Annotated in this window: 23 protein-coding genes and 1 tRNA gene; 13 read left to right on the forward strand and 11 right to left on the reverse strand. The window is 64.2% G+C overall.

Annotated elements, in window-relative coordinates:
* Positions 1 to 95 precede the first annotated feature (95 nt).
* Positions 96 to 2,774: an EAL domain-containing protein gene (locus AC1Q5P_RS03285; protein WP_492518126.1), complete on the forward strand. Its 2,679-nt coding sequence runs from the start codon at positions 96 to 98 to the stop codon at positions 2,772 to 2,774.
* 4 nt (positions 2,775 to 2,778) lie between these two features.
* On the opposite strand, the gene rlmN is transcribed toward AC1Q5P_RS03285, so the two are convergent.
* On the reverse strand, positions 2,779 to 4,068 hold the full coding sequence (rlmN, locus tag AC1Q5P_RS03290; RefSeq protein ID WP_492518127.1) for a dual-specificity RNA methyltransferase RlmN: 1,290 nt from the start codon (positions 4,066 to 4,068) through the stop codon (positions 2,779 to 2,781).
* Positions 4,069 to 4,314: 246 nt separating this feature from the next.
* Here rlmN and AC1Q5P_RS03295 point away from each other — a divergent pair, with 246 nt between their 5' ends.
* Positions 4,315 to 4,986, forward strand: coding sequence for an outer membrane protein (locus AC1Q5P_RS03295; protein WP_492477666.1), 672 nt, complete (start codon positions 4,315 to 4,317; stop codon positions 4,984 to 4,986).
* Positions 4,987 to 5,039: 53 nt separating this feature from the next.
* Here AC1Q5P_RS03295 and AC1Q5P_RS03300 read toward each other — a convergent pair whose 3' ends face one another.
* From AC1Q5P_RS03300 to AC1Q5P_RS03325, 6 genes are all read right to left on the reverse strand, one after another.
* The gene (locus tag AC1Q5P_RS03300) at positions 5,040 to 5,522 is read right to left on the reverse strand and encodes a hypothetical protein (protein ID WP_193826887.1); all 483 of its coding nucleotides are present in this window, start codon (positions 5,520 to 5,522) and stop codon (positions 5,040 to 5,042) included.
* Positions 5,519 to 5,698 (reverse strand): DUF4169 family protein, encoded by a 180-nt coding sequence (locus tag AC1Q5P_RS03305; protein ID WP_492518128.1) that lies wholly within the window; start codon positions 5,696 to 5,698, stop codon positions 5,519 to 5,521. Before AC1Q5P_RS03305 ends, AC1Q5P_RS03300 begins: the two co-directional genes overlap by 4 nt.
* Positions 5,698 to 6,327 carry a phosphoglycerate mutase family protein gene (locus AC1Q5P_RS03310; protein ID WP_492518129.1) on the reverse strand — a complete coding sequence of 210 codons (630 nt, stop codon included), beginning with the start codon at positions 6,325 to 6,327 and terminating at the stop codon, positions 5,698 to 5,700. The genes AC1Q5P_RS03305 and AC1Q5P_RS03310 overlap by 1 nt, the downstream gene beginning before the upstream one ends.
* Positions 6,328 to 6,343: 16 nt before the next feature.
* The gene (locus AC1Q5P_RS03315) at positions 6,344 to 6,829 is read right to left on the reverse strand and encodes a GreA/GreB family elongation factor (RefSeq protein WP_492518130.1); all 486 of its coding nucleotides are present in this window, start codon (positions 6,827 to 6,829) and stop codon (positions 6,344 to 6,346) included.
* A gap of 185 nt (positions 6,830 to 7,014) precedes the next feature.
* Positions 7,015 to 7,326, reverse strand: a complete 312-nt coding sequence (locus AC1Q5P_RS03320) for a DUF7674 family protein (protein WP_193826884.1) — start codon at positions 7,324 to 7,326, stop codon at positions 7,015 to 7,017.
* Positions 7,327 to 7,374: 48 nt separating this feature from the next.
* Positions 7,375 to 9,393, reverse strand: a complete 2,019-nt coding sequence (locus AC1Q5P_RS03325; protein WP_492518131.1) for a lytic transglycosylase domain-containing protein — start codon at positions 9,391 to 9,393, stop codon at positions 7,375 to 7,377.
* Positions 9,394 to 9,493: 100 nt separating this feature from the next.
* Between AC1Q5P_RS03325 and dapA the strand changes: the two genes are divergently transcribed.
* The 4 genes from dapA to AC1Q5P_RS03345 all read left to right on the forward strand — a co-directional run bounded on the left by dapA (position 9,494) and on the right by AC1Q5P_RS03345 (position 14,051).
* Positions 9,494 to 10,375: a 4-hydroxy-tetrahydrodipicolinate synthase gene (gene dapA / locus AC1Q5P_RS03330; protein ID WP_448995542.1), complete on the forward strand. Its 882-nt coding sequence runs from the start codon at positions 9,494 to 9,496 to the stop codon at positions 10,373 to 10,375.
* An 86-nt stretch (positions 10,376 to 10,461) separates the two neighbouring features.
* Complete coding sequence (gene smpB, locus AC1Q5P_RS03335; RefSeq protein WP_039334817.1) at positions 10,462 to 10,944, forward strand: SsrA-binding protein SmpB; 483 nt, start codon at positions 10,462 to 10,464, stop codon at positions 10,942 to 10,944.
* 105 nt (positions 10,945 to 11,049) lie between these two features.
* Entirely contained in the window at positions 11,050 to 11,610 is a 561-nt protein-coding gene (locus AC1Q5P_RS03340; protein ID WP_492477669.1) for a DUF2062 domain-containing protein, read from the forward strand.
* Positions 11,610 to 14,051 (forward strand): response regulator, encoded by a 2,442-nt coding sequence (locus AC1Q5P_RS03345; protein WP_492518132.1) that lies wholly within the window; start codon positions 11,610 to 11,612, stop codon positions 14,049 to 14,051. Before AC1Q5P_RS03340 ends, AC1Q5P_RS03345 begins: the two co-directional genes overlap by 1 nt.
* Before the next feature lie 226 nt (positions 14,052 to 14,277).
* Here the strand turns inward: AC1Q5P_RS03345 and AC1Q5P_RS03350 are convergent.
* Positions 14,278 to 14,368, reverse strand: a tRNA-Ser gene (locus AC1Q5P_RS03350).
* 75 nt (positions 14,369 to 14,443) lie between these two features.
* Here AC1Q5P_RS03350 and AC1Q5P_RS03355 point away from each other — a divergent pair.
* Entirely contained in the window at positions 14,444 to 15,439 is a 996-nt protein-coding gene (locus AC1Q5P_RS03355; RefSeq protein ID WP_039334872.1) for a peptidylprolyl isomerase, read from the forward strand.
* On the forward strand, positions 15,436 to 15,756 hold the full coding sequence (locus tag AC1Q5P_RS03360; protein ID WP_492518133.1) for a DUF1905 domain-containing protein: 321 nt from the start codon (positions 15,436 to 15,438) through the stop codon (positions 15,754 to 15,756). Before AC1Q5P_RS03355 ends, AC1Q5P_RS03360 begins: the two co-directional genes overlap by 4 nt.
* On the opposite strand, the gene AC1Q5P_RS03365 is transcribed toward AC1Q5P_RS03360, so the two are convergent.
* A complete protein-coding gene (locus AC1Q5P_RS03365; protein WP_039334991.1) occupies positions 15,753 to 16,202 on the reverse strand; it encodes a tRNA (cytidine(34)-2'-O)-methyltransferase in 450 nt (149 codons plus the stop codon). The two genes, AC1Q5P_RS03360 and AC1Q5P_RS03365, sit on opposite strands and share 4 nt — an antisense overlap.
* A 125-nt stretch (positions 16,203 to 16,327) precedes the next feature.
* Here AC1Q5P_RS03365 and AC1Q5P_RS03370 point away from each other — a divergent pair, with 125 nt between their 5' ends.
* Positions 16,328 to 17,617, forward strand: coding sequence for a cystathionine gamma-synthase family protein (locus AC1Q5P_RS03370; RefSeq protein WP_492477744.1), 1,290 nt, complete (start codon positions 16,328 to 16,330; stop codon positions 17,615 to 17,617).
* Between the two features lie 42 nt (positions 17,618 to 17,659).
* Here AC1Q5P_RS03370 and AC1Q5P_RS03375 read toward each other — a convergent pair whose 3' ends face one another.
* Positions 17,660 to 18,124: an Lrp/AsnC family transcriptional regulator gene (locus tag AC1Q5P_RS03375; RefSeq protein ID WP_193826834.1), complete on the reverse strand. Its 465-nt coding sequence runs from the start codon at positions 18,122 to 18,124 to the stop codon at positions 17,660 to 17,662.
* Between the two features lie 96 nt (positions 18,125 to 18,220).
* Here AC1Q5P_RS03375 and putA point away from each other — a divergent pair, with 96 nt between their 5' ends.
* On the forward strand, positions 18,221 to 21,808 hold the full coding sequence (gene putA, locus AC1Q5P_RS03380; protein ID WP_492518134.1) for a trifunctional transcriptional regulator/proline dehydrogenase/L-glutamate gamma-semialdehyde dehydrogenase: 3,588 nt from the start codon (positions 18,221 to 18,223) through the stop codon (positions 21,806 to 21,808).
* Positions 21,809 to 22,082: 274 nt separating this feature from the next.
* On the opposite strand, the gene AC1Q5P_RS03385 is transcribed toward putA, so the two are convergent.
* Positions 22,083 to 22,466 carry a DUF6678 family protein gene (locus tag AC1Q5P_RS03385; protein WP_492518135.1) on the reverse strand — a complete coding sequence of 128 codons (384 nt, stop codon included), beginning with the start codon at positions 22,464 to 22,466 and terminating at the stop codon, positions 22,083 to 22,085.
* 273 nt (positions 22,467 to 22,739) lie between these two features.
* Here AC1Q5P_RS03385 and AC1Q5P_RS03390 point away from each other — a divergent pair, with 273 nt between their 5' ends.
* The 3 genes from AC1Q5P_RS03390 to AC1Q5P_RS03400 are packed head-to-tail and all read left to right on the forward strand — an operon-like array spanning position 22,740 to position 26,843.
* Entirely contained in the window at positions 22,740 to 23,786 is a 1,047-nt protein-coding gene (locus tag AC1Q5P_RS03390) for a nuclear transport factor 2 family protein (protein ID WP_492518136.1), read from the forward strand.
* 12 nt (positions 23,787 to 23,798) lie between these two features.
* Complete coding sequence (locus tag AC1Q5P_RS03395) at positions 23,799 to 25,148, forward strand: aromatic ring-hydroxylating oxygenase subunit alpha (protein WP_039334887.1); 1,350 nt, start codon at positions 23,799 to 23,801, stop codon at positions 25,146 to 25,148.
* Between the two features lie 39 nt (positions 25,149 to 25,187).
* Complete coding sequence (locus AC1Q5P_RS03400; RefSeq protein WP_492518137.1) at positions 25,188 to 26,843, forward strand: FAD-dependent oxidoreductase; 1,656 nt, start codon at positions 25,188 to 25,190, stop codon at positions 26,841 to 26,843.
* Positions 26,844 to 26,945 lie beyond the last annotated feature (102 nt).

Consider the following 26,945-nt stretch of genomic DNA (forward strand, 5'->3'; position numbering starts at 1 on the left):
ACAGCCGCTGACTAGCACCTTCGCACTCGCAGCAAAAGTACACGAATGCGGATCGCTTAACGCTTTCTCAAAGCACCGTCGTGCAAACACGCGGCATGCCGGGAGACGCTGAAACTCAACCAAACAGGCAAACTGCCACGCGCGACTTCGCGCGTACGCGCCGGCGGGAGCGTCCTGTCGTCCCGGCAGCGCCCGAAGCAGGGGCCAGTTTTCTGTTTGGCAGCGATTCGGCGAACCGCCTGATAGCGCCCGAATGGCCGCAAATGGCCTATGTCATGCTGGTGCTTCCGCTGCTGGTTGCCGGTTTCAACCTGGTAATCCCGAACCCGCTTGCAGCACTCTTGGCGGTTGTCGCCGCTATTGCGGCGCACCTTTCGAAGCTCGCGGTGCGCCGTGAAGCGCAAAGCGAGATGGAGACCGGGCAGCGGATGGCGCTGATGGGCGTGGCAGTTGCCTTGCCCATGTTTCTGTTTGGCTCTGCCATGGGCGTCTGGGGCACTTCGGGTCAGATCGATTGGTTCTACTGCCTCGTCGCAGTGGCAACTGTTTCGTTGCTGGCGACAGTGGTGCTCTCGGGCCGGTTGGTGGGCGTACTGGCGGCTCAGATCTCCGTGTGGTCGGGTGTCACCTGCGTAGCCAGCACGTTCGGCGGCTACTTCTCTTTGCTGGTAGGTGTTGCGATTGCCGTCGCAGCCTACCTGCGCCAGCGCAAGATCGACCTGCTGCTTCGCGAGAAGCTGGAGAACGACCAGCGCGCTTCCACCCGCGCACAGGAAATTCTTTCCGATTATGAAGAGACGGGGCAGGGCTGGTTCTGGGAAACTGATCGTCGTGGTCAGCTGACATATCTTTCCACACCCGTTGCCGAGATTCTCGGTCGCAAGGTCGACGATCTGATCGGCCGTCCCTTTGCCGAGCTGTTCAACCTGTCCGAGCAATCGGGCGAAGGCGAACGTACGCTGGCCTTTCACCTCTCCGCGCGATCCAGCTTCGGCGAACTTGCGGTGCGGGCAGCGACAGCGGAAGAGGAACGCTGGTGGTCGATCACCGGCCGGCCGACCTACGACACGTTCAACAACTTCACCGGTTTCCGCGGCTCGGGCACGGATCTTACCGAAAAACGCCGTTCGCAGGAGCATGCTTCGCGGTTGGCGCACTTTGATTCGCTGACAGGCCTGTCCAACCGCTTCCGCATGTCGCAGACGCTGGAGAAGATCCTTCTCGCTCCGCAACTGCATCAACGCGCCTGCACGGTCTTCCTGCTCGACCTCGATCGCTTCAAGCAGGTGAACGATACGCTAGGCCATCCCGCCGGCGACGCGCTGCTCAAGCAGGTCGCGCAGCGTCTGGAGCGGGTCGTGGGCAAGATGGGCCGTGTCGGCCGCCTCGGTGGCGATGAATTCCAGGTGATTTTGCCTGGCAAGATCGAGCGCGAGCAACTTGGCCATCTGGCCCAGCGCATCATCGAGAGCCTGTCGCAACCGTACTCAATCGAGGGCAGCCGCGTGATGATCGGCGCCTCGGTCGGCATCGCGCTGGCGCCGGACGATGGCGTGACCAGCGAGGCGCTGATCCGCAATGCCGACCTGGCGCTTTATGCAGCCAAGGATGGCGGACGCGGACGCTTCCACTTCTATGCTCCGGACCTGCACAGCGATGCCGAAGAGCGCCGCCAGATGGAAGAAGACCTGTGCGATGCGGTCTCGAATGGTGGTCTTGAGCTTTACTATCAGCCAGTCGTGCAGACAGCGACCGAGAAGATTACCGGATTCGAGGCGCTGCTGCGCTGGAACCACCCCGAGCACGGCTGGATCAGCCCGAGCCGGTTCATACCCATCGCAGAAGATACCGGTCTGATTGCGCCGATTGGCGAGTGGGCGCTGCGCACCGCTTGTCAGGACTTGGCGCGCTGGCCCGATAACGTGCGCGTGGCGGTAAACGTGTCACCGCTACAGTTCGCCAATCCGTCGCTTCCAGTGATCGTCACCAACGCGCTGGCAAGTTCGCAGGTGGCAGCAGAACGCCTCGAACTGGAGATCACCGAAAGCGTGTTCCTCAATGACGACGAGGGCACCGACCAGATGTTCAAGTCGTTGAAAGCCATCGGCGTGCGCCTGGCGCTGGACGATTTCGGCACAGGCTATTCCTCGCTCGGCTACTTGCGGTCTGCGCCGTTCGACAAGATCAAGATCGACCAGAGCTTCGTGCGCGGCGCGACGCAACCCGGCAGCCGCAACGGCGCGATCATCGCCTCGATCGTCAGCCTTGCCGAGGCACTGGGCATGGAAACGACGGCCGAAGGTGTCGAGACGCTGGACGAACTGGATCTGGTCCGCATGCTCGGCTGCAGCCACGTGCAGGGCTATATCTACGAGCGTCCGCTGTCGGCGATGAACGCCGCTGCCCGTCTTTCGACCGGCCTCATGGCTATCGCGCAAGGGCCACGTTCCGCGCGCGCCGCGCGCCAGTCCATGCTGCGCAAGGTCGTGCTCGATCACGGCGGCCATCGCTACAACGCGATGGTCCGCAATATCAGCCAGACCGGGGCGCTGATCGAAGGCTTGTGGAACGTGCCTCCGGGAACGATCTTCCGGGTGCTGTTGGCAGAGAACCACGTGGTTACGGCAACCTGCCGCTGGTCAAGCGATGACCGCATGGGCGTGGAATTCTCCATGCCGCTGCGGCTCGACGAGGGCGGGCGCATCGCTGCCGTATCGGGCATTCCGCCGGTCAGAAACGAGCCCGAACCGGTCGTTCAGCGCAAGGTGGGATGACTGCTCAGCCGAGCGCGGCCATCTTCTCTTCAGCAAGACGGTCGAGTTCGGCGCGGCTCTTCTTCTCCGCTGCCGTCTTCAACTGCCCGCAAGCTGCGTCGATGTCGCGCCCGCGTGGCGTGCGCACCGGTGCGCTGATCCCTGCTTCGAACACGATGTTCGCGAAGCTTTTGATCCGCTCCGGGCTGGAGCACTCGTAGGGTGCGCCGGGCCAGGGGTTGAACGGGATCAGGTTGACCTTGGCCGGCAACTTGTACTGACGGATCAGGCGCACCAGCTCGCGCGCGTCGTCGTCGCTGTCGTTCTTGTCCTTCAGCATCACGTACTCGAACGTGATGCGGCGGGCGTTCGAAGCGCCGGGATAGTCGGAGCAGGCCTGCAGCAGTTCGTCGATGCCGTACTTGCGGTTGATCGGCACGATCTCGTCGCGCACGTCCTTGGTCACCGCGTGGAGAGAGACCGCGAGGTTCACCCCGATCTCCTCGCCGCAGCGCTCCATCATCGGCACGACGCCGCTGGTCGAGAGCGTGATGCGACGCTTCGACAGGGCAAGCCCGTCACCGTCCATGACCAGCTTGAGCGCATCGCGCACATTGTCGAAATTGTAGAGCGGCTCGCCCATGCCCATCATCACGATGTTCGTCAGCAGGCGACCATCGGGGGTGTAGGCGCTGGCAGCTTCCTCGTCTTCATCGTCGAAGTCGAGCCCGGCCATCGTACCGCCAGCCTTGGGCCATTCGCCCAGCGCATCGCGCGCGAGCATGACCTGGCCGACGATCTCGCCCGGTGTCAGGTTGCGCACCAGGCGCATCGTGCCAGTGTGGCAGAAGCGGCAATTGAGCGTGCAGCCGACCTGGCTCGAAACGCAAAGCGTGCCGCGATCCGCATCGGGGATGAACACCATCTCGAAATCGTGCTTGTCTGCCGTGCGCAGCAGCCACTTGCGCGTGCCATCGGTCGAAACCTGCGCCTCGACAATGTCGGGGCGGCCGATGACGAAGCGCTCCGCCAGCCATGGACGCATCGTCTTGGCGATGTCGGTCATCGCTTCGAAGTCGGTCACGCCGCGATGATAAAGCCAGTGAAACACCTGCTTCGCGCGCAGCTTGGCCGCCTTGGCATCAAGACCCGCGGCTTCGAATAGCGAGGCGATCTGCTTCTTCGGCAGGCCGATGAGGTCCACCCGTCCATCCTCGCGCGGCGTCACGTCGCGCGGCACCGGAACGGGATCAACGTGCCCAGCAATGGGCATGTTGGCGGGAAGCGAGGGGCTGGGATCGATCTGGCTCTGCATCGCGCGCATATAGTGATTCGAGGCCCCGGGCGCAAACCGAGGCTCGCGCGAACGCCTTGGGGGCGTCGGTGTTCCAGTATTTCATCGCCCGTGTGCTGCACTTCATCGCATTTTATGTGGCTGAAATGTCACGGTTTCCTGTTGTGTGAGGTTCAGGAAACCGGATGCAGTTCCGCTCATTCCACCGGTCACTGTCGGGTCGCAACGACAACAGGACCGGCAGGAAGTTTTCGAATGGAGTGAGACATGAAGAAGATCTGCGCAATTCTCGCCGCCGGCACCGCCATCGCCGCCGCCCCTGCGTACGCGCAGGACGCTACCCCTGCCGAGAGCTTCAGCGGCTTTCGCGCTGAAGCTCTCGTCGGCTACGACCACAACCGCTCCGGCAGCAGCGAAGACGTCGACGGCGACCGTGATCTGAAGCAGTCGATCGACGGCGTCGAATACGGTGCCGCCATCGGTTACGATATCCCGCTTGGCACCAACCTGGTTGCCGGCGCCGAAGCCGAAATCACCGACAGCAGCGCCAGCTGGGACAACAACAACGACCAGCCGAACGTGTTCAATCTTGGCCGCGTAGAAGCCGGTCGCCAGTACTATGTCGGTGCCCGTCTTGGTTACGCCATGAGCCCGAGCACCATGGTCTACGTCAAGGGTGGTTACAGCAACGCCCGCTACAACCTGCAGGGTACGAACGGCACGACCAATCTGCGCCAGCGCCTTGACACCGACGGCTATCGCGTCGGCGCGGGCGTCGAGCAGAACATCGGCACCAACGCCTTCGTGAAGCTCGAATACAAGTACGCCAACTACAGCGAAGGCGAATTCGACTTCAACGGCGACACGCCAGACTCGAGCCGCTTCAACATCGACACCGACCGTCACTCGGTGACTGCTGGCGTCGGCATCCGCTTCTAAGCGTCAAGCTTGAAGACAAAGGGAAGGGCGGGCCGCCAAGGCTCGCCCTTTTCCTATCCGGCACACCCCAACGCCGCGGCATCCATGGCAGAGGCTGCACCGCCAAGCGTGTATACATCGCGGAACTTCCGTCCGTCTGCCCCTTGCGCTGTCACCACCACGCGCGGCGCGCTGCGCAAGGCGGCTACAATCCCTGCGTTGGCGCGCTGGTCCATCGGCCAGGCATCGGCCTGTCCCGCCTGCAGCGTGAAGTTCGCTTCGGGAAACGAGACGTTGACCGACGACCCCGGCGCCAGGCGCCTTGCAAGGCGCAAATGTACCGCACCGCGAATGCCGCGCTTGGGCCAGTATCCCACGGTGAAGTAGGGCTGGAAAGTCTGCTCCCGCCCGTTGACCTTCTCCGCCATGGCAATCGCATAACAGCGCGGTACACCCGGATCGCGAAACGCGCCCCAGGTGCCGAAGACGCCCAAGCTGTCGCGCGCGACGGCCGTCCCGCCAAGCACCAGTGCTGCCAGAACCAGCAGCCGCCTCACGGCTCCTCCCGTTTCGCGCCATCGAGCAGTCTTGCTGCTCGTTCCGCTTCTTGCGCCTCGCGCAGCTTTTCGCCCTTGGTCCGCCCGAACTTGGCCCGGTTGGCCTGCGCCTCAACTTCGCGCGAAACCCGCGCCTTGGCCTTGCGCACTGCTCGGAGGTTGACGACATCGCCCATCAGGCGTGCTCGATCCCGCGTTCCGAGCCGAACAGGACCGATTCTTCGCCGTCCTGGATCAGCGCAATTGAACCTTGCACGAGCGACGGCGCAATTGGTGCGCCGTGAAGGGGATGCACCGGAGAGCCCGCCATGATCCCGCGCAGCACGCGGCTGGAGATGCCGTGCATCACGACGATGTGATCGCCGCTCTCGTCGGTCAACCCCTCGAGCCAGCGGTTCAGCCGCGCCGCAATCATCGGGTAGTCCTCGCCATCGGGCGCCGGACGCAGCAGGTGGTCTTCGATCACGATCGGGCCGACCTCGTCCTCGACATCACTGTAGGATCGGCCGCACCACGATCCCATGTCGATCTCCTTGAGATCCATCGTCCGCTGCCCGGCGAACCAGTCTAGCCCCAGTTCCTCGGCAATCAGCGCCGCCGTCTGCAAGGCGCGCCCGGTGTCGGAGATATGCAGCGTCACTTGTGGTCGCTCGCCCAGTTCGGCCCGCAGCGCGCAGCCCATCGCCACCGCCTGCTCGAAGCCCTGCCGCGTAAGCGGCGTGTGGATGTGGTTCGCCTGCAGCCGACGCGTCGCATTATAGACCGTCTCGCCATGGCGCATGATGTAGAAGCGACCCCGTTTCATGGGAACGCTCATAGCGCTAGGCGTCGGGATAGGAAACGCTCATGATTTCCCATTCCTTCTCGCCCGAAGGCAACCGCACCACACGCAAATCGCCAACCCGCGCACCGCGAAGGGCCTTGGCAATCGGTGCGCTCCACCCGATCAGCCCCTTCGAGGCATCCTGCTCGTCATCGCCGACCAGCGTCAGCACCTTGCGGTTGTCATCCTCGTCGGCAATCTCGACACAGGCCCCGAACAGCACCCGCGTCCGATCCTCCTGCCGCGCCGGATCGACCACCCGCGCCCCCTTCATCCGCCGCGCCAGAAACGCCAACTCCCGATCAATCTCCCGCATCCGCTTGCGCCCATAGAGATAATCGCCGTTCTCCGACCGGTCGCCATTCCCCGCTGCCCAGCTTACGATCTCGACAATGGCCGGACGCTCGGTGCCGAGCAGATGATCGTAACGCGCGCGCAGGGCGGCAAATCCGGCGGGGGTAATGGGATGACCGTCAGGTTTCATGAGATGGCTTTAGGGTTGGGCGGAACGGCAGGGCAAGTGTCGAGTTTGCCGCAAACTTCCGCCTCCTCTATCCGTCATCCCGGGCTTGACCCGGGATCCCGCTTCTTTTTTCACGCGCTCGCCAGAAGAAAGCGGGACCCCGGATTAAGTCCGGGGTGACGATGAGTTGGGTATTTGTCTAGAATTTAGCACCTGTTGCGGATGTAATGCTTCACTGCCGGTGAAAAGTGTCTTGTCAAATGCCCTTCACGATCGATCGCGGGGAGGTGTTCCAGAAAGCACGTGCCAATGGCGTTCTCGAGACTGTCATCGATAGCGATGCATTCCTCGATCAACCGCGCAAGCCATTGAAGCTGTGCAGGATTGGCGGAAGCCGCAACAAAGTAAGATGAAAATTCAAACATAACCGTGTGGAGTGTGCAATCTCCATCGAGATAGTTCTCTTGAGTTTCGTCATCCCAGAAGTCGCTGAAAATCTCCGTCAGGGCGGATGCCAAGCCAAATGGTTGCGTAATAGCGCTACGTGACGGTGGGTTAGGTCGCACTCACCCCGGCTCCCGCTTCCCGATAAAGTAGCTCATCGGATTGCTTCCCCGATAGCTCGCATATTGCGGGTTCATCGCCTCATAGACCACCGCGTTTTCCAGCACGCGCTGGACGTAGTTGCGGGTTTCGGAGAGGGGGATCTTCTCGATCCATTCCACCCAGTCGATCCCGCCGTTGCGGGGGTCGCCATTGGCGCGCAGGAACTTGTTCACGTTGCCGGGGCCAGCGTTGTAGGCCGCCACCGCCAGCGGCCACGAGCCGCCGTAGTAATCGAGCATGCGCTGGAAATAGCCTGACCCCAACTGGATGTTGTACCCCGCATCCTGCGTCAGCGACGAGGCGTTGTACGAAAGGCCCAGCTTGCCCGCCTGCTCGTTCGCCGTGCCCGGCATCAGCTGCATCAAACCCCGCGCGCCGGCATGGCTGACCGCGTTCTGCGCGAACTGGCTTTCCTGGCGGCTGATCGCGTGAATGCCGGTCCACTTGCTCTCATAGCCCGGCGGCACCGGGATCAGGGGGAAGGCGATGTGCTGGAAATCGAGGTAGCCGCGCGCCGCCGCTGCCTGCCCGACGATCACGCCAAGGTCGCGCCGCCCCAGCTCGCGCGCCAGGTTCGCCACCATCATGTGCTGTGCTTCGCTCTGCTGCTGCTCGGCCACTTCCTTGAAGAAGCGCACGGTCGTCTTCCAGTCGCCATTGCGGGCGACCTCGCGCACAGCGAGCGTCAGCGGCTGGCTATAGAACCGGCTGCGCTCGTCGGGCGAGGGCTGGACGTCCGAATCCTTCGCGAACTGCGGCACCGGACGGCCCAGCCGCTCCAGCGCCAGCAACCCGTAGAACTGGTCGCCATATTGCGCCGCCATCTCGAAGTAGCGCCGCGCCTCGGCTTGCTGCCCGGCGCGCGCCGCTGCCTTTCCGGCCCAGTAGAAGCCCTTCGAGCGTGTCCCCGGTGTCCGCGCCGCCGCGCCATAGCGCCAGAACAGCGGCGCTGCCCCGGCATAATCGCCGGTGTTGAAGTATCCCTGCGTTCCGCCCAGCCACATCAGCGAGGTGTAATCGTCACGCAACCCATAGTTCAGCTGGCTGACATCCTCGCCGGGAGCAAAGGCGTCATCAATCCCCGCCGCGATCCGCATCGCCGAACGGGCATCGCCCGACGTCGCCGCACCCCGTGCATTGACCAGCAGTTCCTCGACCCACTTTTCGCGGTCGAGCGGTAGCCGGGCCAGCAACGGGCGGTTGGCGAGCAGATCGCGCGCCGCTGCGCCCTGGCCAGACTTGCGCAACTGGCGCACGCGCTGGAAGATGAAACCGGGATCGGCGTTGAACTGCTGCGCCGGAACGCCCGCCAGAATGCCATAGGGATCGCCCCCCTGCATTGCCGCCAGTCGCGCCCCGTCGATGCCCTTGCGCGCAGGGCTGACCCAGACGATCTGCCGTGCCGCCTGATCAGTCGATCCAGACCACAGCAACGCATCCATCCGCGCATCGTGATCGTCGGGCGTGAAGCTGGTGCCCCATGCGGCGAGCAGAGCGGCCTCGGCCGCATCGGTCATCGCCCCACCGCGCCAAGCCGCCCGCGCGGCTTCCCGCGCTTCGGGCCGACCGAGCTGCGTTAACGCCAGCGCATATTGGGCGCGGCCAAGGTTGGTCAGCGGCGGCTTCTGGCTGAAATAGGCAACCAGCCGCGAAGGCTCGGCAAAATCGCGTTCCAGCGAAAGCTCGGCATAGCGCCGCAGCTTCTCCTCGTCGGGAAAGCCGGGATACGACAGCACGAAATTCGAGTAATCGGAAAAGCCGAAGCGGTTGGAACTGGACAGCAGCTTCCATCGTTCCACAGCAGCCATCATCGGCCCACCCTGACTGGCGGTGAGACTAGCGCGGGCGCGGTCCCAGTCGGATCCATCGGCACCGTCGGCGCCGCTCGCGTGCACTGCGCTCGAGGCGACCACCGTCTGGAGCAGAACCCCGGCAAATCCCCAGCGCAACATCAAGGCTTTCACGTCCATGCCGGACATACTATGGAGCGGCTCCTTATCACGCGCTGAACAGGCCCCCAGCGGGTTCGGATCACGATGAACCGAACTGCATCATGGGGTAAATTGAGGGGTATTGTCCATGTTTTCCGGCTCGATTCCGGCCCTAGTGACTCCATTTCGCGATGGAGCGTTTGACGAGAAAGCGTTTCGCCGCCTCGTCGACTGGCAGATCGAGAACGGATCGTCGGCGTTGGTCCCCTGCGGCACCACCGGCGAGGCATCGACCCTGTCCAATGCCGAACACCACCGCGTCATCGAAGTCTGCGTCGAACAGGCAGCGGGCCGCGTACCGGTCATCGCAGGCTGCGGCAGCAACGACACCATGAACGCGCTGCTGCACATGAACTTCTCGAAGAAGTGCGGTGCCCAGGCGGCGCTTTGCGTCGCGCCTTATTACAACCGGCCCAGCCAGGCGGGCATCATTGCCCACTTCAGCTATCTTGCAGAGCACAACGACCTGCCTATCGTGCTTTACAACGTGCCCGGCCGTACGGTGACCGACATCCTGCCCGAAACAGTCTGCGAACTGGCGAAGCGCTATCCCGACAAGATCGTGGCGATCAAGGACGCCAGCGGCGACCTTTCGCGCGTGACCGACCACCGCATGGGCATCGGCAAGCACTTCTGCCAGCTTTCAGGCGACGACGAACTGGCGCTTCCGGCCAACGCTGCCGGTGCCGTGGGCTGCATCTCGGTCACCGCCAACGTCGCGCCGAAGCTCTGCGCCGAGTTCCAGGCCGCTTGTGCCGCCAACGATCTCGAAAAGGCGCGCGAGCTCAACGACAAGCTCTATCCGCTGCACTACGCGATGTTCTCCGACGCATCGCCAGCGCCGCTCAAGTACGCACTTTCCCGCGTGTTCGAGGGCATCAACGAGGAGCTGCGCCTGCCGCTCGTTCCTGCCAGCGCGGACGCCCGTGCCAAGGTCGACGCAGCGCTGGAGCATGCCGGCCTGATCTGACGCGTCGCGTCCGGAAAACTGCTGCCCGACAAAGTGCGAAGTTCCCCTTCCGCTTTGTCGGGTCAGCGCCTACATGCAGCCGCATCATGGCACGTCCCGTACATCCCGAATTCGACAAGAAGAAGATCGTCGCCGAAAACCGGCGCGCCCGCTTCGAATACTTCATCGAGGAGAAGTACGAGGCCGGCATCGTGCTGACCGGGACCGAGGTCAAATCCCTCCGCTTCGGTGAGGGCTCGATTGCCGAAAGCTATGCCGAGGTGAAGGGCGGCGAGGTCTGGCTGGTCAACTCCAACGTGCCCGAGTTCAGCCACGGCAACCGCTTCAACCACGTGCCCAAGCGCCCGCGCAAGTTGCTGCTGAAGGAACGGCAGATCGCCAAGTTTACCGGCGCCGTCGAGCGCAAGGGCATGACGCTGGTTCCGTTGTCGATCTATTTCAACAGCCGTGGCCGCGCGAAGGTCGAACTAGCACTGTGCAAGGGCAAGAACGTCGCCGACAAGCGCGCCACGATGAAGGACCGCGACTGGAAGCGTGACAAGGCGCGGATCATGAAGGACCACGGCTAGGTCGATCCGGGGTGAGGCACTTCACCGACCGGCAAGGAAATCCGGTCTAAGCGAACAAACGGGCCCGTGGCGGGGCGGACGGGAAACGGATACAACAGACGCGCAATGTTCGAGCGGATCGTCAACTGGGCGCGGGCCAACATGCCAACGCGCGAGCAGATGGAGCAGAACCGCTTCGCGCGCCCGCTTGCCGCCCGGCATGAACTGTGGCGCTTCACGCGCCGTTCGGTGCCACGCGGAGTCGCCGCCGGACTTTTCATAGGCATCTTCGCGCTGATTCCCGGCATCCAGATCATCGGTGCGGCCTTGATGTGCGTGCCGTGCCGGGGCAACATCCCGCTTGCCGTGCTGATGACCTTCATCTCGATCCCGCCGACAACGCTGTTCGTGTTCCTTCCAGGCGCCATTGCCGTGGGCAACAGCTTCGGTTTCCACGCGGACTTCTCCACCGTGCAGGCCATGGTTACCAAAGGCGCGGGCATCGGCGAATGGCTCGTCTGGCTTGGATCGGATGCGGCGCCGTCCCTTGTCATCGGGCTTTTCCTGATTTCGGTCGTTTCGGCCGCAATCGGCTATGTCCTTGCAGCGTTCGGTTGGCGCTGGTGGACCGCGCACAAGCGCAAGGTGCGCAACATGCGGGCCGCCGCGCGGGACTTTCCCGACTGATGGCGAACGTGGCCAGCGAAGGGGCGGCTGTGGTCACGCCGACCGTACCCTTGCGCGATTGGCTCATGCTATCAGGCGCGGTTGCGGTAAGCGCTGCAGCGCTTTGGGGGATCTCCGGCCAACCGCTGCTCGCCGCCGGGTTTGCAGGAGGGGTCACTGTCATCGGCGCAGCCTTGCGCGTTTTGCTTCGCCCCCGCCAGGATGCAGTTACCGAGGATTTCGCCGTTCCGGATTGGACGGTCACCAATGCCGCGATCGCGCGCGACGATGTGGGCATCGCCATCACCGACAGGGCAGGGCGGCTGGTCTGCGCCAATGGCCTGATGGGGGCCTGGTTCGGTATCACCGCCGCACCGCCACGTCTTCCGGTCGAGCGCGGCTCGGTCGAGCTGCTCGAAGCTGCAACGCGAGCTGCGTGGCGAGATGGCTCTGCAAAGGCCGACGGCGTTGCGTCAAGCCAAGGCACGTGGACGGCAGAGATTCAGCGCGTCGGCCGGGGCGAGGACTACCTCGTCTGGCGCTTCGTGCCGGTCGTCACGCAGGATCTTGTGGCAGACATGGCGGGGCACATCGCCGGCAAGGTCGGCCGCGCTCTCGCCCGCGAGGGGCTGCAGGCGGCCGTGGTCTCGCCCGAAGGCGTGATCCTCGCGGCCAACGCAGCCTTCGCCCAGCGCGCGACCGGTTCGGTCAGTGCCCAGATGGCAGGCGCCGATTTCGTCTCGTTCCTCGCCAGCGACGAAAGCGACCGCATCTACTACGCCCGCGAGGGCGGCAAGGGCACCCCGGTCAAGCTCGTCCACGTGCCGGTGGCCGACCCCGATGGCGTCGCCAACACCGATCCATCGCGCACAACCTCATTGTTCCTGCTCATTGACAATGGCGGTTTCGGGCAGGGCATCGGCGATGTCACGGCGGGCCTGCCGCAGATCGAGGCGTTGCTTGCTCGCCTGCCGCTCGGTCTGGCGATGACCGACCGTGACGGGCGCTTCCTCTTCGCCAATGCCGCATTCCTGCGCGCTGCCGGGCATGACGACACGATCCCTCCGCCATATCCGTCGGACCTTGTCATCCGGGAAGACAAGGGCGCGCTGGTCGATGCCGTGCGCCGCTATGCGCAAGGGCAGGCAACCGCAGGCGACGTGGCCGTGCGCTTGCGTGCCGCACCGGACGAGCCGGTCTCGCTCAGCCTTGCGGGTGTGCGCGGGCTTGGGGAAGGGGCCGTCCTTCTCAGCCTCAAGGATTCCTCGGAAGAAACCCGGCTCAAGCGTGAGATCGCGCAGGCGACGAAGATGCAGGCCGTTGGCCAGCTTGCCGGTGGCGTTGCGCACGATTTCAACAACGTGCTTACCGCCATCATCGGCTACTGCGATCTGATGCTGATGCGCCACACGCCCGGCGACAGCGATTACGACGATATCCAGCAGATCAAGGCCAACTCGAACCGTGCGGCCTCGCTCACGCGGCAGCTTCTTGCGTTCTCACGCCAGCAGACATTGCGGCCGCAGGTGCTGCAGTTGCCCGACGTGGTCGCCGAGGTTTCCGCTCTTCTCAAACGGTTGATCGGCGAGAAGATCACGCTTGAAGTCGTGCACGATCGCGACCTCGGCTTTGTTCGTGCGGACCCCACACAGCTTGAACAGGTGCTGCTGAACCTGGCCGTCAACGCGCGTGACGCCATCAATGACAAGCTTGCCGCTACGGGGGCCAAGGGCGGTGGCGTGGTCAAGTTGATGACCCGGCGGGTGACGGCGGCTGACGTGCGCGCGATGAAAAGCGAGATCCTGCCGCTCGGGGATTACACTGCGCTTGTCGTCGAAGATAATGGTCACGGCATCAAGCCGTCGCAGATCGGCAAGATCTTCGAGCCGTTCTTCACCACCAAGGAGAAAGGCAAGGGCACCGGCCTTGGTCTTTCCACCGTGTACGGCATCGTGAAGCAGTCCGGCGGTTTCATCTTTGCCGAAAGCGAGGTGGGCAAGTTTACCCGCTTCAGCATCTATCTCCCGGTCCATGTACCCGATGCCAGCGAAGCGCCCGCGCGCCAGTTAGCAAGCCCCGAACCGAAGCGGGAATGGTCAGGCGGCGGCCGGATCCTGCTGGTTGAGGACGAGGACACCGTTCGTGCCGTTGCCGAGCGTGCGCTCGTGCGCCAGGGCTATGAGGTGACCACGGCGGCCGATGGCGAGGAAGGGCTCGAGGCGATCGGCCGGGGCCAGTTCGATCTGGTCGTGTCCGACGTTGTGATGCCGACGATGGATGGCCCGGCCATGGCCCGTGAGATTCGGGCACTCCGCCCGGACCTGCCGTTCCTGTTCATGTCGGGTTATGCCGAGGAGCAGCTTCGCCGCGAGATCGATATCCCGAACATGCATTTTCTCGCCAAGCCCTTTTCCGTTCAGCAGATCTGTGACGAAGTGGAGAAGGTCCTCAGGGCCCGCTGAGGGTGCCGGGGAACCCGAACATCGTCATCGTCAAGGTCACAGTGATCTGCGAGCCCCCGTCCCCGAACTGACTGTCCATCGAATTGTCTCGACGAGACCATCGAGGAGCGGGCAACACAATCGCGCTAGTGCCTTACGGCTAACCTGTCACGTCTCGCCGCGCTACGTCGGGTCAGATAAACGATGCCACGAGGTCATTCGAGGGTCGGCATCCCATCGTATGAAGTGGCGGAGCGGGAGGGATTCGAACCCTCGATACGCTTTTGACGTATACTCACTTTCCAGGCGAGCGCCTTCGACCACTCGGCCACCGCTCCGCATTGCTCTGGAAGGCGCCCACTAGCCGCACAAGATCGCTTTCGCAAGGCGTGGCTTCCTGCAATGATGAAGATATGTCGCTTCTTCTTGCATTGGCCGCCGTTGCGGCTTCGCCTGTGTCTGCCAAGCCTGCCGCCGCGCTGTCGCCGGGGGAGGTCGTGGCGGCTTCTCCGGCCCCGGACTGGCAAGCGATTTCGCCCGATGACCTGCTGGTGATGGACCTCGCACCCGCTTCCAACGGCAGACCCCGACGCGTGGTGATCCAGCTGATGCCAGAGCCTTTCTCGCAAGGCTGGGTAGGTAACGTGCGCAAGCTTGCGGCGGCGCACTGGTGGGACGGGCTGACCGTCTACCGTGTGCAGGACAACTGGGTGTCGCAATGGGGCGATGCCGATGGCGAAGACAAGGCCAAGGCCAAGCTTCTGCCCGCAGGTATCGAGCAGGTGCCGCAGGAGCGCTATGTCGTGCGGCCTGAAGGGCCTGAGCGCAGCGCCACCCACGAAGAACTGGATACGTGGCTGGCGACGATCGAGGGCACGCATGCGGCGTGGCATGCGCTGGCGCGGAAGGGGTCGAAGGTCAAGGATTCCGATCCTTACGCCGACGAGACCTTCTTCTATCGCGGCTGGCCGGTGGCGGCATCGCAAGCGGGACCGAGCGCGTGGCCGGTGCACTGCTATGGCAGCATTGGCGTTGCGCGCGACATGCCGCCCGATACCGGGACCGGGGCCGAGCTATATGTCGCCATCGGGCATGCGCCGCGCCAGCTGGATCGCAACCTGGCGGTGGTCGGGCGGGTGATCGAGGGAATGCAGTTCATGTCCTCGCTGCCGCGCGGGCCTGCGCCGATGGGCGTCTATGCCGATCCGGCAGAGCGCACCCCGATTGTCTCGGTCCGTCCGGCGAGCGAGGTGGCGGACCTGCCGGTTTACGAGTTCCTGTCAACCGAAAGCGCATCGTTCCGCAGCTATGCCGAGGCGAGCGCCAACCATCGCGAGCCGTTCTACGTGCAGCCAGCCGGCGGGGTGGACATCTGCAATCTCAAGGTGCCGGTGCGTCGCCGCAAATGAACGACGAAGTCTACAGCCTGGCTACGACGTTGTGGCGCTGGGTGGGCGGCGCAAATGGCGGCGACTGGTTCTTTGCCACCATCGACGGCCCGGTGGGTGAGGCGCTTTCGGGGACCGCAGTGATGCACAGGCTGGAAAGCGGGCGGCGTTCGGGGTGGGGGTCGGTCAAGGTCGTGGCAAAGGTTGGCCAGACCGAGTGGCGAACCTCGGCATTTCCCTCGAAGGCGCTAGGATGGATGGTGCCGATCAAGTCAGCGGTGCGCAAGGCTGAGGGATTGGTCGAGGGCGAGCCCTTTACCCTTTCGCTCATCTTCTAGGGAAGGCCGCCTGTCTGTCGCAGGGCCTCTGCTACGGCGATCGAGGCGGAGGTCGCGAGGTTCATCGAGCGGACCTCTGGCCGCATCGGGATGCGCACCCGGGCGTCGGCGATGTCCGAAATCTCTGCAGGGACGCCAGCGCTTTCCTTGCCGAACAGCAGGATATCGCTGGGCGCGAAGGTGAAGTCGTAGATCGAGGCGCTGCTCTTGGTTGTGAAGAGTACTAGACGGCCGGGTCCAGCCGCCTCGCGGAAGAACGCGAAGCTGGGGTGCCGGATCACGCGCACGTGGTCGATATAGTCCATTGCGGCGCGGCGTACACGCTTGTCCTCCCACTGAAAGCCCAGCGGCTCGATCAGGTGGATCTCCACGCCGAGGCAGGCGCCGGTCCGCATGACGGCGCCGACGTTTCCAGCGATTTCGGGTTCGAACAGGGCAATGCGCATGGCGGCTGATTGGCGGTGGTGCGGGGCAAAGGCAAGACCCATGCGAAGGCCTTGTCGCCAGGATGCAACCGGGCGTTGCCTCAGGCGTTGTACGCACAAGATCGACAAGGCAGGAGGAGGACGCCATGAACGCACCGCGTGAGAGCAAGACCGCTATCGGCAATCACGAACTGCATCCCGAAACGCTGATGCTGAACTACGGATACGACCCGTTCCTGTCCGAAGGCGCGGTCAAGCCGCCGGTGTTCCTGACTTCCACCTTCGTGTTCCCCACGGCCGAGGAAGGACGCGACTTCTTCGACTACGTTGCGGGGCGCAAGGAGCCGCCGCCGGGGCAGGGCCGCGGCCTAGTCTATTCGCGCTTCAACCATCCCAACAGTGAAATCGTGGAGGACCGGCTGGCGGTCTACGAAGGGGCCGATGCCGGGGTGGTTTTCTCATCCGGCATGGCTGCGATCACCACGACGTTGCTTGCCTTCGTACGGCCATGCGAAGTGATCCTGCATTCCCAGCCGCTCTATGGCGGGACCGAGACCCTGCTGGCGAAGACGTTTGCCAACCTCGGCATCGGGGCCGAAGGCTTTTCTGATGGTCTCAGCGAGAGCGCGGTCTGGGCAGCAGCGGAGCGCGCCTTGGCGCGCGGCCCAGTTCCGCTGGTGATGATCGAGAGCCCGGCCAATCCGACCAATGCGCTAGTCGATATCGCGATGGTGGCGCGGGTTTGCGAAGCGATCGGGCAGCGTCAGGAGAAGCGGCCGCTGCTGGTTTGCGACAACACGTTGCTTGGCCCAGTCTACCAGCAGCCGCTGCAGCATGGTGCGGACATTTCGGTCTATTCGCTGACCAAGTACGTCGGTGGGCATTCGGACCTTGTCGCGGGTGCGGCCCTGGGCTCCGCCAAGCTGATGCGCGACGTCCGATTGCTGCGCAGCGCAATCGGAACGCAGCTCGACGCTCACAGTTGCTGGATGCTCGGGCGCTCGCTCGAGACGCTAGGGCTTCGGATGGAGCGGGCCAATGCCAATGCCGTCGCGGCAGCAGAATTCCTAAAGGATCATCCGGCGGTGGAAAGCGTGGCCACACCCATGTTCGCCGACGCAGGTTCGATGGAGGCGGAGGTGTTCGCGCGGCAATGCGGCGGGGCGGGATCGACCTTCTCCTTCGACATTCGTGGCGGGCAGCCGGCGGCGTTCCGCTTCCTCAACGCACTGCAGATCTTCAAGCTGGCGGTCAGCCTCGGCGGTACAGAATCGCTGGCAAGCCACCCAGCGACGACAACCCATTCCGGCGTGCCGGTGGAGTTGCGCGACAAGTTCGGCGTGCGCGATGCAACGGTCCGGTTGTCGATCGGGATCGAGAACCGCGACGATATCGTTGCCGACTTGTCGCAGGCCTTGGCCGCGGCGGAACAATGAGTGATAAAGCGCGCCGTCCTTATTGATCCGCCTTGCGCCGGGCTACTCCTTCACTGTCTCCATCGCCACGAAGGTCGAGGTGCTTGCCACGTGCGGCAGGCTCGAGATCTTTTCGCCCAGCACGGTCCGATAACGGCGGATGTCGGGGGTGCGGACTTTGAGGAGGTAGTCGAAGCTGCTGGCGATCATGTGGCATTCCTCGATCTCGGGGATGCGCAGGACGCCGGCGTTGAATTCGGCGAGGGCCTTGTCGCGGGTGTCGGACAGCTTCACTTCGGCAAAGGCGACGTGGTCCATGCCGAGGCGCGCGTAATCGACCTGGGCGGCGAAGCCGCGGATCACGCCGCCTTCGACGAGGCGTTTGAGGCGGACTTGGCAGGGAGTCTTGGACAGGCCCACCTTTTCGGCAAGCGCGGTGACGGGAATGCGGCCGTCAGCCTGCAGGACCTTCAGGATCTTGCGGTCGTGATCGTCCAGATCGACCGATAATAGGCCGGATTTGTGCATTATCGTCCTTCATATGCCGCATCAAAAGGCAATATAGCTTGCTTATGGAGCCAGTTCGGTGAGATTGCCGTGTGGCCTCGTGGTATGTCAATTGCCATGATAACGCCCTTCGCCTCGTTCGCCCCGCCTGTCCGCCCTGCCACGCCGCTGCGCCGTGAGATTACGTCTGCGGCGCGGATCGATGAGGCCGAGGCTCTCGCGCCGCTGTTGCGCGCGGCGACGTTGCCCGAGGACATGCGCGCGGCCATTCGAACGACGGCGAGCCGGCTTGTGACGGCGCTGCGCAGCGAGCATCGCGGCACAGGCGTTGAAGGGCTGGTGCAGGAATACTCGCTGTCGAGCGAAGAGGGCGTGGCGCTGATGTGCTTGGCCGAGGCGCTGCTGCGCATTCCGGATACGGCGACGCGCGATGCGCTGATCCGTGACAAGATCGCCGATGGCGACTGGAGCGCGCATCTTGGCGGCGGGCGCTCGCTGTTTGTCAACGCAGCCTCGTGGGGGTTGGCGGTGACGGGCAAGCTGGTGAGCAGCGTCGACGATCGCGGCCTTGGAGCGGCGCTGACACGGCTGGTGGTGCGGGCCGGTGAGCCGGTGATCCGGCGCGGCGTGGACCTGGCCATGCGCATGATGGGTGAGCAGTTCGTGACCGGCGAGACCATCGAGCAGGCGGTGGGCCGCGCGCGTGAACTGGAAGCGAAGGGCTTCCGCTACAGCTATGACATGCTGGGCGAGGCGGCGACGACGGCGGCGGATGCGGCACGCTATTATGCCGATTACGAGAAGGCGATCCACGTGATAGGCGCGGCTTCGGCCGGGCGCGGCATTATCGAGGGGCCGGGGATCTCGATCAAGCTTTCGGCGCTGCATCCGCGCTATTCGCGGGCGCAGGCAGGAAGGGTGATGGACGAGCTGCTGCCGCGGGTGAAAACGCTGGCGAAGCTGTGCATGGGCTATGACATCGGGCTGAACATCGATGCCGAGGAAGCCGACCGGCTGGAGCTGTCGCTTGACTTGCTGGAAAGCCTGGCGACCGATCCGGAGCTGGCGGGCTGGAATGGCCTGGGCTTCGTGATCCAGGCTTATGGCAAGCGCTGCCCGGCGGTGATCGACTGGATCGTCGATCTGGCGCGGCGGTCGGCACGCCGGATGATGGTGCGGCTGGTCAAGGGCGCCTACTGGGACGCCGAAATCAAGCGCGCGCAGGTGGAAGGGCTGGAGGACTTCCCGGTCTATACCCGCAAGGTCCACACCGATGTTGCCTATGTGGCATGCGCGCGCAAATTGCTGGCCGCGCCCGATGCGGTGTTCCCGCAGTTCGCGACGCACAACGCGCAGACGCTGGCGACGATCTATCATTTGGCTGGGCCGGACTATCGACCGGAAGACTATGAGTTTCAGTGCCTGCACGGCATGGGCGAGCCGCTCTACGCCCAAGTCGTCGGCGCCGACAAGCTGAACCGGCCGTGCCGCATCTATGCACCGGTGGGGACGCACGAGACGCTTCTGGCGTACCTGGTGCGCCGATTGCTGGAGAACGGGGCAAACAGCAGCTTCGTCAACCGCATCGGCGACCCGTTAGTGCCGGTGGCCGAGCTTGTCGCCGACCCGGTTGAGGTGGTGCAGGCGATGCCGCACCCCGGGGCGCGCCATGACGGGATTGAACTGCCCACGGCCATCTATCCCGACCGGCGCAATTCGGCGGGGTTGGATCTGGCCTCCGAAGCAGTGCTGGAAAAGTTGACGCGGGATCTGCAAGCGAGCGCGGCGGTGGACTGGCGCGCGGGTGAGGGAGAACGGCGGGCAGTGCTCAACCCTGCGGATCACCGCGACGTTGTGGGGCATGTAGCCGAAGTCTCGCCCGACCAGGCGGTCGCCGCTGTGGCGCGGGCGGCGGCTTCGCGCTGGTGGCAGGAACCGGTGGCAAGCCGGGCGGCCAAGCTGGAGCGGGCGGCAAGCGTGATGCAGGCGCGGATGCCGGTGCTGCTGGGGCTGATCATGCGCGAGGCGGGCAAGTCCTTGCCCAACGCGATTGCCGAAGTGCGCGAGGCGATCGATTTCCTGCGCTATTATGCCGCGCAGGCGAGGGCCACGTTCGGCGCGGCGCAAGTGCCGCTGGGGCCGGTGGTGTGCATCAGCCCGTGGAACTTCCCGCTGGCCATCTTCACCGGCCAAGTCGCGGCGGCACTGGTGGCGGGCAATGCGGTACTGGCCAAGCCCGCCGAGGAGACGCCGCTTATCGCTGCCGAAGCCGTGCGCGTGCTGCACGAGGCGGGCGTGCCGGAGGATGCGCTGCAGCTGGTCTGCGGAGATGGTGCGATCGGGGCGGCGCTGGTGGGCGCAGAGCAGACGGCTGGGGTGATGTTCACCGGATCGACCGAAGTGGCCCGGCTGATCCAGCGGCAATTGGCGGGCAGGCTCTCGGCGGATGGCAGGCCGATCCCGCTGATCGCCGAGACGGGCGGACAGAACGCGATGGTGGTCGACAGTTCGGCGCTCGCCGAACAGGTTGTGGCCGATGTCATCGCTTCGGCCTTCGACAGCGCCGGCCAGCGCTGCTCGGCGCTGCGGGTGCTCTGTCTTCAGGAAGAGGTGGCCGACCGGACGCTCGCCATGCTGAAGGGGGCGTTGCAGGAATTGCGGATCGGGCGGACCGATGCGCTCGATGTCGATATCGGGCCGGTCATCACCGCCGAGGCGAAGGGCAATATCGAGCGACACATTGAGATGATGCGGGCAAAGGGACTTGCGGTGAGCCAGCTGGCGCTGCCGGACGAGTGCGCGCAAGGGACGTTCGTAGCGCCGACGATCATCGAGATCGGCTCCATGGCGGACCTTGGGCGCGAGGTGTTCGGGCCGGTGCTGCACGTGCTGCGCTTCCGGCGCGAGGGGCTGAACCGGCTGGTCGACGAGATCAACGCGAGCGGCTACGGCCTGACCTTCGGCCTGCACACGCGGCTGGACGAGACGGTGGCGAACGTCACCGCGCGCATTCGCGTCGGCAATATCTACATCAACCGCAACGTGATTGGCGCGATCGTGGGCGTGCAGCCGTTCGGCGGGCGCGGGCTTTCGGGAACGGGGCCGAAGGCGGGCGGGCCGCTCTATCTCGGGCGGTTGGTCAGCCGCGCGCCAGTGTTTGCCGGGCGCGGGGGGCGCGTGCCGGGCGCAGCGCAGGACCTTGCCGACTGGCTCGACGCGCAGGGCGAGGCCGAGCTTGCGCGCAAGGCGCGGCGCTACGCGGATGCCTCGGCGCTGGGGGCGGAGCTGGAGCTGGCGGGGCCGGTGGGTGAGCGCAATCTCTATGCGCTGCATCCGCGCGGATCCGTGCTGCTTGTCCCTGAGACACGCGAGGGCCTCCTCGAGCAGATGGCGGCGGTGCTCGCCACCGGCAATCGCGGCGTGGTGCAGGGGATGGCCCTGCCGGACGGGCTGCCGGAAAGCGTGGCGCGGCGGTTTGCTGCCGGGGGCGAGGGTTATTCGGTCGCGCTGGTCGAAGGCGGGACGGAGCGGGTGCGAGCGGTGCTGGCGCAGGTTGCCGGGATGGAAGGGCCGATCGTGACCGTCCATGTGGCCGATCCGGGAGCGCCGCTGGCGTGGAACTGCGACTGGCTGCTGGAGGAAGTCTCGACCTCGATCAACACGACAGCGGCGGGGGGGAATGCGAGTCTGATGATGATCGGGTGAGGGTGGCCTTTGGTAACGCGGGAGGCGCGCTTGCGATTTGAGCGGGCGTGCGAAGCAAGAAAAGCCAAGTCCCGGATCAGGTCCGGGACGACGGGTTTTGGGTACTCACCGTTGCGGGCTGAATGGCTGGTTCGGGGTGGAAAGCTGTCGCGGAATAGCTAGCGAGCTATACGTGCCCGCCACCTAACCGACACCCGCTCTAACGATATCCGATGATCTTCAGCCCTTCCGGCGTTTCCTCGATCGGAAACTGGCCCACCTTCGACAAAGCGCTTTAGATGGCCGTGAAGTCCTGTGGCAGCATAGGCGCAGCGGCAGCATGTGCCGTGAATGGCGGCACAACGGTTGCTGGGATGATCAACCACTCGATCGATCGAAGCTCGATTGGCCCACCAAATTCAGTAGAGTCGACCCATTGTCGCGGACCCCAGAAGCTGTGCTCGCCGGGCCATGTCCACAGTTGATCCTCCGGCTCATCGGCGTCGACGAACTTAATTACGACCCGACTGGGATGCCAACCCGATCCATTCACGGCGTCGAACAACTTACGCCATTTGGTGTCCGACATGAGTGCGTGACTATACCGCCGCCGTGTAAACCGGCTGATCCTTTCCAAATCCTCGCGCGTGTGAACAGTCATGACTATGTTCTGCGTCATGTCCCGAACGTCCGCTATGGCGTCGTGTCCTGACTGACTGCTTTATGGATCAGATTGCCCGGAAGCCGCCGCTGATCCTCCCTGTTTTTGCGGAGCACAAATGGGGAGGATTTAGCGGAGGATCCGAGCTCGCTTCATCCCATCCTGCCAAAAGGGCCAGTAGGCATCGCGCGCGCCTGTCTGCGATGAAACCGGCAAGGTTGCCGGATTTACAGGTGGCCGCAATGCAAGGTCTTGTTTTTTCAGGGCCGGGAGAGCGGGGAATTGCGCCGGGTGTTGACTACCGACGATCTGATCGCGCGCCATGGCATTCTCAATGCGCTGGCCAATCATAGCCGGGGCGTCGACCGGGCGGATGCGAACCTGCTGGGTTCGGCCTATCATGCCGATGCGACGGTAGATTACGGGTTCTATGCCGGGCCTGCGGCGACGCTGGTGGAGATTCTGGCGGGCGCGCAGAAGGGGGCGCTGCCGACGCTGCATCGCACTTCGAACTGCTGGATCAGGGTCGAGGGTGAGCGGGCGAATTCGGAATCCTATGTGATCGCCTATGTCGAGGAAGCGGAGCTGCAGCGGTTCGTGCTGGGGCGCTATCTTGACCGGCACGAGTGTCGCGACGGGGAATGGCGGCTTAGCCATCGGACCTATGTGCTCGACGGCAACGTGAACCGCCCGAACAGCGCCGTGCGCGCCGATCCGCCGACAGGCTTTGAACATTTCGTCCCCGCAGGCGGCAAAGGCGCCGCCGATCCGGGCCGGGCGCTGCTCGCCTTTCACGCCGCAAGTGCAAGGAATACTACGATGTCCACGTCACCGAACAAGGAAGCCGCGCTGGAGGCAGCGCTCGCCCGCGCCGAGATCCACGATCTGTGCATGGCCTATGCGCGGGGGGTGGACCGGGCCGATGCCGAACTGCTCGCCTCGATCTTCACCGAGGATTCGACCGTAATTTCGGGCGTTGTCAACGGATCGGGCATGGATTTCGCCCGCGAGATCACCGCGTTCGTGTCCGCCAATCTCGAGATGTGCTTCCATTCGGTGGCGAACGAATGGGTCGACGTGCGCGGCGACGAGGCGGTGGGCGAGCATTACGTCATCGCGCAAATGGTCCAGGCCGGGACCGAGGTGCTGACCGGCGGGCGCTATATCGACCGCTATGTCCGCCGCGACGGGCGCTGGCTGATCCAGAGCCGGACTTTCGTGGCCGACTGGAGCCATTCGCACGAATCGACGATGCAGCGCGACGGCTTCTACGAGGCGCTGACCAACCGGGGCTGCTTCGGGCGGCAGGACCCGGTCTACGCCCACTGGGCGGCTTGAAGGAGGGCACGCATGAGCATTCGCGGACACGTTCCCCTGCCGATGGACGGGCGCGATCCTTCGCACCTGCGCGGCGATCCGATAACCGGTGACCGGTACTTCTCCGCCGAGTTCGCGCAGAAGGAATGGGACCACATGTGGACGCGCATCTGGCACATTGCCGGGCGCACCGCCGACATTCCCGAAGCCGGGGATTTCCTCGTCCACAACTTCATGAAGGAATCGGTGATCGCGGTTCGCCAAGAAGATGGCACGGTCCGGGCCTTCTACAATTCCTGCGGCCATCGCGGGATGCGGATGGTCCATGATTCAAGCTCGGTCGAGGCGTTCCACTGCCCCTACCACGGCTGGAAGTGGGGCATCGACGGAGTGCTCAGGCACGCGCAGGACGCCGATGTCGATTTTAAGGCGGGCAACCCCTGCGGAAAGCTGAAGCTGAAGGAACTGCGCTGCGACATCTGGGGCGGCTTCGTGTGGTATTCGATGGCGGACGACAGCCCGTCGCTGATGGACTTCCTCGAGCCGATGCCCGAGCTCTATCGCAATTACCCGATGGACAAGGCCGTGCGGGTGGCGTGGTACCGGATCGAGATCAACGCCAACTGGAAGTTCGTTACCGACAACTTCTCGGAAAGCTATCACACCCGTACCGCGCACCCGCAGGTGCCGCCGTGGATCGATCAGGACGTGGATTCGGCGCGGCACGAGATGTGGCCCAAGGGCCATGGCCGCACGGTTCAGCCGATGCGCCCGTCGCTGACTGACCGGCCTGAGGGCGGCGGCAATGCCATGTTCGAGGCGGAGCTGGCCAAGTGGGACATCGATCCTGCGTCCTACGCAAGTTACGAGGACTTCGCGCTGCAGGGCTGGCTCGACCTCAAGGCGGCCAAGCAGAAGCTGTGGCGCGAGAAGGGCTATCTCCACTACGAGCACATGGATGACGAGGAGATCACCGACAGCCCGCATACGGTGATGTTCCCGAACGTGACGATCAGCTTCCTGCCCGACAACCTGATCCTGTTCCGCAGCGAACCGCACGCGACCGATCCGGAGAAGTGCTACTTCGACCTGTGGTGCATGGCTTTCCCGGTCGAGGGGCAGACCGAGGTGCAGTCGATCATGGCCGGCATGAAGCCCTTGCGCGAGGTGGCCGAGTGCGAGCACCGTGTGTTCGATGGCGGACGCGGGGTTCCGGAACTTGCCGGGCAGATCGTCTATCAGGACATGGAACTGGCCGAGGCAATGCAGGCGGGGATGCACTCGCGTGGGTACACCGACGCCTATCTTTCCGATCAGGAGACGCGCATCCGGTTCTTCCACGAAGTGCTGAACGACTGGATCGAAGGGCGGCAAGGTCGCTGACACCATCAAGCAAAGAAGAATTTCCCGGAGAGAGACCCGATGAGTGGTGATGAGATGACGTGGGATCGCGAGGCGGATGTTGTCGTGCTCGGTTCGGGCGGTGCAGCACTGACGGCGGCGATTGCGGCGCATGACCACGGCGCGAAGGAGGTGGTGATCCTCGAGCGCTCCGGAATGGTCGGTGGCACCACTGCGATGTCCGGTGGTATGCTGTGGATTCCGGGCAATCATCACCAGCTCGCCGCAGGGATCGAAGAGTCGGACGAGGACGTCGTTGCCTACCTTGACGGTCTTGCGCCGGGGGCGCTTGACCCCGAAACCCTATGGGCATTCATGCAGGGCGGGCCTGAGATGTTGCGCTATCTGGAAGAGAATACGCCAGTGCGGATGTGTTCCTTTTCAGACTTCCCGGACTATCAGCCCTATTCCCCGGGCGCGAAGCCCGACGGCGGGCGCTCGCTCGACAACGAGGCATTCAGCTTTGCCCGGCTGGGCAAGTGGGCAGCACGGGTGAACCCCAGCAAGATGGCCTACCCCTTGCGCGGCAGCCTGATCGAGGCGACGCGCGGCACGCTGGACGAGGCTACCCTGGCCGAGCGCGAGGCGGGTGACTATCGCGGGCTGGGGCAGGCGTTGGTCGGTTCGCTGTTCCTTGGCGTGATCGAACGGGGCATTCCGGTGGAATTCGAGAAGCGCGCGCGCAAGCTGGTCAAGGATGGTGAGCGGGTAATCGGCGTCGTGGCCGAGGACGCGAACGGCAAGGACTTTCGCGTGCGGGCGCGGCGCGGCGTGGTCATCGCCACTGGCGGGTTCGAATGGAACGAGACGCTGGTGAAGGCCTTCATTCGCGGACCGCTGACCGGCCCGGTGAGCGTGCCCGAAAACGAAGGCGATGGGCTGCTCATGGCAATCGAAGCCGGGGCGCAGCTTGGCAACATGCAGAACGCCTTCTGGATGCAAAGCGCGCTGGAATTCAAGCCACAGCACCGCAATGCCAAGCCGAATTACATGCTGGGATCCGATGAGCGCGCACGCCCCGGGGCGATCCTCGTCAACCGCAAGGGCAAGCGCTTTGTCAACGAGGCGGCGAATTACAACGCGCTGGGCAAGTCGCTCCATGCCTTCGTGGGCGGCACGCATGAGTATGCCAACCTGCCTTACTGGCTGATCATCGACCAGCGTTACCGCGACAAGTACCCGCTGTTCAATTCGCAGCCGGGAAGCCCGACACCGAGCTACGCCATCAAGGCGGCAACGCTGGCCGAACTGGCGGAGAAGGCCGGCATCGATCCGGCAGGGCTGGAGGCCGAAGTTGCGCGCTTCAATCAGATGGTTCGCAACGGTCATGACGACGATTTCAACCGCGGCGATACCACCTATGACAACTTCTACATGTGGGGCGACATGGCGTTCGACCCTCCCTACCGCACGCTCGGGGTGATCGATCAGGGACCGTTCTATGCGGTGAAGATGGAGGCGGGAGCCTTGGGTACGGCAGGCGGCCCGAAGACCAACGCCGATGCGCAAGTGTTGGACTGGAGCGGCAATCCCATTCCCGGACTATACGCGGCGGGCAATGCCATGGCGGCCGTGCTGGGCGAGGTCTACGGCGGTGCCGGCGGTACGCTGGGGCCGGGGCTGACCTTCGGCTATCTGGCGGGCAAGCATCTCGGTTCGCACATCTCCAACCATTGATCCATGTTGGCTTGCGGCGTGCTTGCCAGCATGGCCATCGCACAGGGTGACCGCTTGGTCCTTCGGGGCGGAACTGGTGGATGAACAGAAGCTTCTCTCGGC

The sequence above is a fragment of the Novosphingobium sp. GW835-FHT14H07 genome (assembly GCF_058793515.1).